Origin of the sequence: Flavobacterium sp. UBA4854, assembly GCF_002399805.1 — a bacterium.
Lineage (GTDB): Bacteria > Bacteroidota > Bacteroidia > Flavobacteriales > Flavobacteriaceae > Flavobacterium > Flavobacterium ginsengisoli.
Genome location: NZ_DHEI01000054.1, coordinates 2,752 through 10,917 on the forward strand (window position 1 = coordinate 2,752; position 8,166 = coordinate 10,917).

Below are 8,166 nucleotides of genomic sequence, written 5' to 3' on the forward strand. Positions count from 1 at the left end.
GTAAACGGATCAATTTCTACTTTAAAACACAAAATCATACATTTTTCGTACTCTTCTTATGAAGATTACAAATCGAAAATGCACAATTACGGAATTCTTAAAGCCAACGAAAAATTTGCAAAAGGGATAAAACCATATTTATTAATGCAGTTGTTCCATCCTTTATACACTTTTTTATACCAACTTATTATACGTTTTGGTTTTCTGGACGGACAAAAAGGCTTTACAATATGTTATTTGAATGCTTACAGCGTTTATATTCGCTACAAAGAATTAAGAAAGCTTACTTCTTCCAGAATTTAAGCTTCTTTTTCAGGCGTTTTTTTCTATAGAACTTCTCTTGAAAATCTGAAGTATCTTTCCATAGAGTTTCGAAAATCTTCTCTTCAGGCTGTTTAAGATAAAATTTAGCATATTCGTTACTCATCGTCGCCACCATTTCTTTTAATGGAGTTAAGCGGCATAAGTTTTTCATACGCATTTCAAAAGTCATTTCATTATGAAATTCCATTCTGTTCAAATCCACTAGAAAGAAATCATAATTTCCGCTTGCATTCTTTTTTATCAAAGTATTTCCTGGCGAATGATCTAAAAATTCAATGCCTTTTTCGTGAAGATCGAAACTAAATTTAGTAAACTGCCTCAAAATATTATCGCGGTCTGGAAAATCAGGAATTTCTACCAATTCTCTATAGGTAAGATCGCATTCAAGCTGTTCGCTTACATAAAAGCTTTTTTCTAAACCAATTATTGAAGAAAATTCAGCAAATGCAATAGGTTTTGGAGTTCCTACACCCAATTCCAACAATTTATTTGCAAACTCAAAAGAACGTTTAGCTTTTGATTTTCTGAAGTATTTATAGGCGATTTTATTAATAAAGTGCGGAACTTTAAACGATTTTATGTTTATTTTTTTATCATCTAAATCAAAAAGCTTTATCTGATTGCGCTGGCCAATTACAAAGTCTTCTCCTTTTGTATTAAAAAAACGAATATATTCAAGAAGAATATTTTCAAATTTTTCATATCCGCGATTTAATCTTAAAATCATAAAAATTGTTTCCGCAAATTTAGCTAGTTTTACCAACTAATAAAAACTATTTCGAAGATAATGCATATCACTCTTATAAGTTTAGACAACTGGGGACTTAACAAACATATAGCCGTAGACTTAGAAAAACAAGGACACACGGTTCGCCATATAGACTTCAATGCTTTTAAATACAAATACCCTTCTGTATTTCATAAAGTGTACAATGTTGTGTTAAAAGCATTTTTCAAAACGAATTTGAAGCATCAGCATTACGGAAAAGAAATTATCAATGCATTAAAAAAGAATAGCCAAACTCAAGATGTTATTTTGACCATAAAAGGTGACTTTATAACTCCTGAAAGTATTTTAGAATTTAAAAAATATACAAAAAAATCTATCGGATTTTTTAATGACAATACGTATCGCTGTCCCAAAATCAAACGAGTTCTTCATTGTTTTGATGAAGTTTATTCTTTCGAAAAAGAAGACTGTGCAAATTTCAATTTAAAATTTGCCTCAAATTGGATCTACAATTCAGAAAATGCAACAAATGAAAATCAATTTGAGTATGACGTTTTCAATATCAGCTCAATTGACAAAAGACTTCCAATATTAAAAAGAATTGCTGCCAATTTAGCTTCTCAGAATTCAAAATTTAAATTTATCATTTACGATAAAAAGCAAAAAAACAATGACGAAAACATTACCTATATAAAAAGTCACATGCCTTTAAGCGAAGTAAATGATTATATTAATCGTTCGAAAGTACTTTTGGACATTAACCGACTTGGCCAAAGCGGACTTACTTTTAGAGTTTTTGAAAGTTTGGGTCTAGAGAAAAAACTTATAACCACAAATGTCGATATCAAAAATTACGATTTTTATAACCCTAACAATATTTTAATAATTGACGAAAAGAATCCTATTATACCAATGGAATTTTTCGAAAATGAGTATGAAAAAATACCAGATTCAATTCTAGAAAAGTACACGCTAAAAGGTTGGACAAATCATGTTATTCTAAAAGACAGCACATTATAACTTTTTGACTTTAAAAGTCAAGAGTGTAGGATTCAATTTATTTAAGATAATTTTAACCGTAAAATTTTTGCATTCAAAACTCGTTTAGTATGTTTGCAAAAGTTTAAAAAATTAGTTAAAAATACCACAACAAAAAATTGTTTCCTCAAAAAATGATATTAACTTTTAGTGTTTATTCAATCCTCATAGCGTTTGCTTTAATTTTTTCTGTACTAGTAACAAATAAATTAGTAAAAATAGAGGTACTTGATGTTCGCTATCCAGAAATAGATGGCTTAAGAGGTTATCTAGCATTTTTTGTTTTCTTGCATCATAGTTATATCTGGAGATTCTTTCTTCAAAGTGGCGAATGGAATGAACCTATTTCAAATCTCTTTAACCATTTTGGACAAACAACTGTTGCTTTTTTCTTTGTAATTACTGCTTTTCTTTTTACTCTAAAATTAATAAATAGCAAAAACAAAGAAATTAACTGGTCAGCATATATCACTGCTCGTTTATACAGACTTTTCCCGATGTATCTTTTTTCTGTTGGTATTATATTTTTTATTGCTGGTTATCTAACAAATTTTAAGTCAAAAGTTCCATTCTCAGAAAACATTCTAACCATACTTTCATGGATATTTTTCAATGTAAAAAAAGGATTAAATATCAATGGACTAGAAGATAGCTTTTTGTTAAATGCTGGCATCACTTGGACGCTGCCGTATGAATGGGTCTTCTACTTTTTATTGCCTCTTATTGCATTATTTTTCAAGATTAAAGTAAACTATAAAATCATTTTATCTTTTACTGCAGTGGCGGCTCTAATAATGATTATTAATGGTTCTTCTTTAAGACATTTCTTTCCATTTCTTGGAGGTATTATTGCGGCTTTGGTAATCAAAAAAAACATTTTTGGAACAGTTTTAAAGCAAAAAAAATATACTTTTCTTGCTATTTCATTACTTGTGTGCTCGGTTTATTTTTTCGATAGTGGAAGAAGACCAATCCCAATCATCATCACTTCAATTGTATTTATAATAATTGCTTCCGGAAATAGCTTTTTTGGAATTTTATCAAGTGCCTTTTCAAGAAAATTTGGACAAATAACTTATAGCATTTACTTATTGCATGGCATTTTGTTATTTGTCATTTTCTATTTTGTTATCGGATTTGAAGAAGCAAAAAAAATGACAGATAATGAATTTTGGTCTGTTATTGCCTTATCCGTTTTTCCGTTAATTTTTATTAGCCAATTGACATTTAAGCACATCGAACATCCATTGATGGAATTAGCGAAAGTAAAATTAAAATCTTCTTCTGTAAAATCATAAACATCTAGTTTTTACAAAACGACTTCAAAACACAATAGATTTTCTATTTACAAATACTATAAAAAACAATTACAAGTAAAATTTATAACTTTGTAATCTTAAAATATAATTTGTAAAATGAACGAGGAAATCATCAACGCATACGAAGTAATTAAAAACGGTGGCATAATCTTATATCCGACAGATACTGTTTGGGGAATTGGCTGTGATGCTACAAATGCTGAAGCCGTTGCTAAAATATATAAATTAAAACAGCGCGCAGAAACACAAAGCATGATTGTTTTAATGAATGGCGAAAAGATGATGTATAACGTATTTAAAAACATTCCTGAAGTTGCGTGGCAAATCTGGGAGCTATCAGACAAACCAACTACTTTGATTCTTGATGACGCCAGAAACGTTGCTCCAAATATTATTGCTGCCGACAAATCTCTTGGGGTAAGACTGGTAAAAGAACCTTTTTGCTATAAATTGATGGAAAGAATGAAAAAACCTTTGGTTTCGACCTCTGCAAATATTTCAGGACAACCTACGCCAATTGCTTTTAAAGATATTAGCCCAGAGATTATTAATGGCGTTGATTATGTAGTAAAATTAAATCAAGACAAAATAAACGGAAAATCTTCTACAATAATCAAATTAACAAACGATTCGCAGGTAAAAGTTATTCGCAAATAGCTTTTATTGAAAATCGAGTATAAAAAAAGTTCGCAAAGCTTTATCAAAACAAACTTTGCGAACTTTTTTATTTTAATGGTTTTAAAAGAATCTTAACGGATTTTGCGCAATTACTTAGCGCACTCCGCGTTTAAAAACTTAGAATCTCAGAACCTTAGTAGCTTAGATCGTTTTCAAACTCTCAACCAGCCAATCGATATCTTCTTTTGTATTATAATGGCTAAATGAAATTCGGAGATTTGGCAATTTTAAATCAGTCTCCGAAAGCATTTCGTTTAATACATGAGAAGGTTTTATACTTCCAGACTGGCAAGCGCTTCCTCTAGAAACTGCAATCCCTTTCATATCCAAACTAAAAAGCAACATCGAAGTTTTATCTGATGAAAAAGGTAAAATGACATTGATAAGATTATAGAAATCGTCTTTTTTTCCGTTGATTCTAAAATCAGGAAAATGAATTTCAAATTGTTCTATCAGATAATTTTTCAGACCTAAAATATAAGCTCTCTCTTCTTCTAGTTTTGCATACGAAATAGATAAAGCTTTTGCCATACCAGCAATTTGATGCACGGCCTCAGTTCCTGCGCGAAGACCTTTTTCTTGTTCTCCGCCAAAAAACAACGGTTGTAGACCAGAATTTTTTCGAATAAAAGCAAATCCGATACCTTTTGGCCCGTGAAACTTATGCGCACTAGCCAAAATAAAATCAATAGGAGTCTTTTGCAAATCGATTTCAGTTTTACCTATCGACTGAACTGTGTCTGAATGAAACAGAGCATTATATTGCTTGCAAATCAAACTTACGCGATCTAAATTTAAAATAGTTCCTGTTTCGTTATTTACGTGCATTAAACTCACCAAAGTCTTTTTTTCTTCGGCCAATAAATTGGATAAATGCGTTAAATCCAAACTTCCGTCTGCATTTACATTAACGTAGTCCACCTGAATATTATATTCTTCTTGAAGCGCCCAAACAGTATGCAAAACAGCATGGTGTTCAATTTTTGAAGTAATGATTCTTTCTACTTTCAAATCTTCAACAGAAGAGCGCAGAATCCAGTTGTTGGCTTCAGTACCTCCAGATGTAAAAATTATTTCTTGAGCAGTACAGTTTAAATGTTTTGCAATACTCTTTCTCGAAAGCTCCAATATTGTTTTAGCATTTCGCCCAAAACTGTGTGTCGACGACGGATTTCCGTAATCTTCAAGCATTATTTTAGTCATTTCCTGAATTACTTCAGGACGCATTGCAGTTGTTGAGGCATTATCTAGGTATACTTTTTTCATTACTGCAAAGTTAAGAAATATCAATTGTCAAATCTTAAATATCATTTGGCAATTTTTTCACTATTTTTGACACAAATAAATTTTACGATGAAAAAATATGCTGCCCTCCTATTATTTGCACTTTTCTTGAATGGATGTGATGATGGAGATTTAACTGTAGACAAAATAGACTTTTCGGATATTGAGGAATCTCAAGCCTGCGACCCTACAACTAATACCCTGATTTATAAGCTAAAAAATCAGGAAGCACTTTTATTGCAAATGCCAGAAGGAGCAATTGTTAATGATTCTTCAACTTACAGTTACACTATTAACTCGAGTACCTATCGTGTTGTTTACAGAGCTTATGATGGAGCCGTATCGAAAGATAACATTTGTGGTTTAATACCGCCAAGCACACCAAAAGTAACTGAAGAATGGCTTGGAATAGGCGGTACAATTGAAATTGCAACTACTCAAAACGAAAAACCAAATACCACTGACGATGGTTCAAGAGTTACAGGATATACGCATAGCATTGTTTTTAAGAATATATCTTTTCAAAAACCTGCAGGTACGCAAACAGAACAGCCTGATTTTCAGTTTGGACTTTATACAACAACTGTAACACCGGCCAATTTAACTTTTAAAACAAACCCAAATGGTTTAGCCTATGAGTGTGATGAAGCTAGCAGAGTCTATAATTATAACAATTCGTTCTATTTGTCAATTGATGATATCGATCCAACATTGCTTGTTAACGATCCTACACCTAGCGGGCAGCCAAGAACAAGTTTGATAACGGCTACTCAAAATAAAATCTTTTACAGAACTGCAAAAGCAGAAACGGGATCTATCACTCCGGCTTTTGTTTGTGCTAAAGTACAGCCAGCTTCTCCTGTAATCGACGAAACATGGACAGGCAAACTTGGTGTAGCAAATCAGAGCGGAATTATTGAGGTAACCACTACTTTAACCGGACAAGTTTATGAGCACACAATTGTACTTAAAAATGTAATTCTACAAAAAGGAAATAGCCACTTTAAACTTGGAAGCAGTTTCCTTCTTGGAAAAATTGAACGATCTGCTAACTAAAAGTATAGATTTCTAGAGAGAAATTCATAAAAATAATTCTTACAAAAAAACGTCTGTTTTTTGTCCTGATTTAATCTTAAAATCATTTCAAAAAACAGACGTTTTTTTATACTTTATTGTTATGTTTTTTTACTTCAAAAAAAGCTTTCTTATTTATTGTTTTGTCTTATATAAACTTCAGTAGCTCCTAGACCATATTTTTGATAATTGGCATCCTGAAAGTCAATTCCGTCATAACGGCCAAGTAAAAAGTCAAGCTCAGCTTTCAAAATTCCTTCACCCACACCATGAATAAAAACAATTTTCGGAATGCGATTTCTAATCGCAAATTCGATATGTCTTTTTGCAGTTTCCGTTTGTAAAGTTAAAATGTCATAGTTCGACATTCCGCGTTTATTTGGAACCAATTTTTCTATGTGCAAATCAAATTCTGGAACGCCCACATCACGTTTATCTTTCTTTTCTTTGACAAAACTTCGTGGTTTTGGCTCTGTTTTTTCTTTTGAAACTTCATCTAAATCTATTCTTTTAATAGAATTCATTAAATTACTGGTATCTTGAATCTTAAGCAATTCTTTGACTAAAAACGTCATCGAAAATCCATCGTCAGTTTCAATCAAAACTTCGTTATTTTTAACCGAAACTACCGTTCCGTTTATGGCTTCATCAAGTACAGAAACCTTATCTCCTTTTACAAGCATCCTACTCCTCTTTATCGTTATTTTTACTTGGCGTTTTTGCGCTCAATTGCATCATTCCAAACATAAAAACCACAATTGCAGCAATCATGATATAGATGTTTTTTTCTTCTGAAACCTGCTCGTAAAACGCAACCGAAATAGCCAGAATCATTATTATAATTTTAAAAGTTTTCATCCTTTCTACATTTTAAGATTTCAAAAATAGGAAACTTTCAAGTACTACTCCTATACTGCTCGAAACGTTTGTCATATTTTTTTAGTAAAATTGCAAAAAGATCTTTCATGAGTTTAGAGAAATATATGATCCCTTGCCTGTTCAAAACTGTCTTTGGTTATGACTGTTTAGGATGTGGATTTCAGCGCTCTTTATTCTTACTTTTTCAAGGTGATTTTTGGGCCGCTTTTAAAATGTATCCAGCCATTTTTACCTGCCTTTTATTATTCGTTTTTGCAGCATTTCATTTCTTGGATAAATCCAGAAATTACAAAAAAATCATTTGGAACGTTGCTATCGTAAATTTCATTTTTATGCTCGGCGGATATTATTTCAAACACTTTTATTTCTGAGTTTTTTGCTTTTTTATTTCTTAATCTGATTCAAAATATCATTCATCATCTCGATTTGAACTTTCTGAATTTCGATTAATTCTTGCTGCTGATGCATAATCAAATGATCAATTTTATCGTGAATTAATCTAATCTCCAATTCCGATTTCAGATTGATCATATAATCTTTTTTAGCACGATTGCGATCTTTCTCTTCTTGACGATTTTGACTCATCATAATAACAGGTGCCTGCAAAGCGGCAACACAGGAAAGAATTAAGTTTAAGAGAATAAACGGATATGGATCAAAGCCTTTATTCAAGAAAATATAAACATTTGCGCCAATCCATAACGAAATAAAAACCACAAAAGAAATGATAAAAGTCCAGCTTCCTCCAAAATCGGCTACTTTATCGGCTACTTTTTGCCCTAAACTTCTAATTTCTTCTTCGTCTTCAACAATACTAACAATCGATTTATCTTCTTTTAA

The 8,166-nt window shown here is 31.6% G+C and carries 10 protein-coding genes and 1 pseudogene; 6 read left to right on the forward strand and 5 right to left on the reverse strand.

From position 1 onward, the window contains the following. A pseudogene (locus tag B3J44_RS07940) lies at positions 1-303 on the forward strand (glycosyltransferase family 2 protein); the annotation flags it as partial. On the opposite strand, the gene B3J44_RS07945 reads toward B3J44_RS07940, so the two are convergent. Then, the gene (locus tag B3J44_RS07945; protein ID WP_198857134.1) at positions 284-1,051 is read right to left on the reverse strand and encodes a lipopolysaccharide kinase InaA family protein; all 768 of its coding nucleotides are present in this window, start codon (positions 1,049-1,051) and stop codon (positions 284-286) included. The pseudogene B3J44_RS07940 and the gene B3J44_RS07945 overlap by 20 nt on opposite strands. 60 nt (positions 1,052-1,111) lie before the next feature. Here B3J44_RS07945 and B3J44_RS07950 point away from each other — a divergent pair, with 60 nt between their 5' ends. The 3 genes from B3J44_RS07950 to B3J44_RS07960 all read left to right on the forward strand — a co-directional run bounded on the left by B3J44_RS07950 (position 1,112) and on the right by B3J44_RS07960 (position 4,068). Further along, positions 1,112-2,074 carry a hypothetical protein gene (locus B3J44_RS07950; protein ID WP_286967638.1) on the forward strand — a complete coding sequence of 321 codons (963 nt, stop codon included), beginning with the start codon at positions 1,112-1,114 and terminating at the stop codon, positions 2,072-2,074. A gap of 152 nt (positions 2,075-2,226) precedes the next feature. Beyond that, positions 2,227-3,390 (forward strand): acyltransferase family protein, encoded by a 1,164-nt coding sequence (locus tag B3J44_RS07955; protein ID WP_286967641.1) that lies wholly within the window; start codon positions 2,227-2,229, stop codon positions 3,388-3,390. Between the two features lie 117 nt (positions 3,391-3,507). Continuing rightward, a complete protein-coding gene (locus tag B3J44_RS07960) occupies positions 3,508-4,068 on the forward strand; it encodes an L-threonylcarbamoyladenylate synthase (RefSeq protein ID WP_286967642.1) in 561 nt (186 codons plus the stop codon). 162 nt (positions 4,069-4,230) lie between these two features. On the opposite strand, the gene B3J44_RS07965 is transcribed toward B3J44_RS07960, so the two are convergent. Next, entirely contained in the window at positions 4,231-5,355 is a 1,125-nt protein-coding gene (locus B3J44_RS07965; protein ID WP_286967644.1) for a cysteine desulfurase family protein, read from the reverse strand. Between the two features lie 87 nt (positions 5,356-5,442). Here B3J44_RS07965 and B3J44_RS07970 point away from each other — a divergent pair, with 87 nt between their 5' ends. After that, entirely contained in the window at positions 5,443-6,429 is a 987-nt protein-coding gene (locus B3J44_RS07970) for a hypothetical protein (RefSeq protein WP_286967645.1), read from the forward strand. A 149-nt stretch (positions 6,430-6,578) separates the two neighbouring features. Here the strand turns inward: B3J44_RS07970 and B3J44_RS07975 are convergent, their stop codons facing one another. Both B3J44_RS07975 and B3J44_RS07980 read right to left on the reverse strand, forming a co-directional pair. Next, positions 6,579-7,130, reverse strand: coding sequence for a Smr/MutS family protein (locus B3J44_RS07975; RefSeq protein ID WP_286967647.1), 552 nt, complete (start codon positions 7,128-7,130; stop codon positions 6,579-6,581). Between the two features lies 1 nt (position 7,131). After that, entirely contained in the window at positions 7,132-7,305 is a 174-nt protein-coding gene (locus tag B3J44_RS07980) for a hypothetical protein (protein WP_198857127.1), read from the reverse strand. A gap of 125 nt (positions 7,306-7,430) precedes the next feature. Here B3J44_RS07980 and B3J44_RS07985 point away from each other — a divergent pair, with 125 nt between their 5' ends. After that, positions 7,431-7,697: a DUF2752 domain-containing protein gene (locus B3J44_RS07985; protein WP_286967719.1), complete on the forward strand. Its 267-nt coding sequence runs from the start codon at positions 7,431-7,433 to the stop codon at positions 7,695-7,697. A gap of 13 nt (positions 7,698-7,710) precedes the next feature. Here B3J44_RS07985 and B3J44_RS07990 read toward each other — a convergent pair. Next, on the reverse strand, positions 7,711-8,166 hold a 456-nt coding region (locus B3J44_RS07990; RefSeq protein ID WP_286967649.1), incomplete at its 5' end, for a DUF1003 domain-containing protein.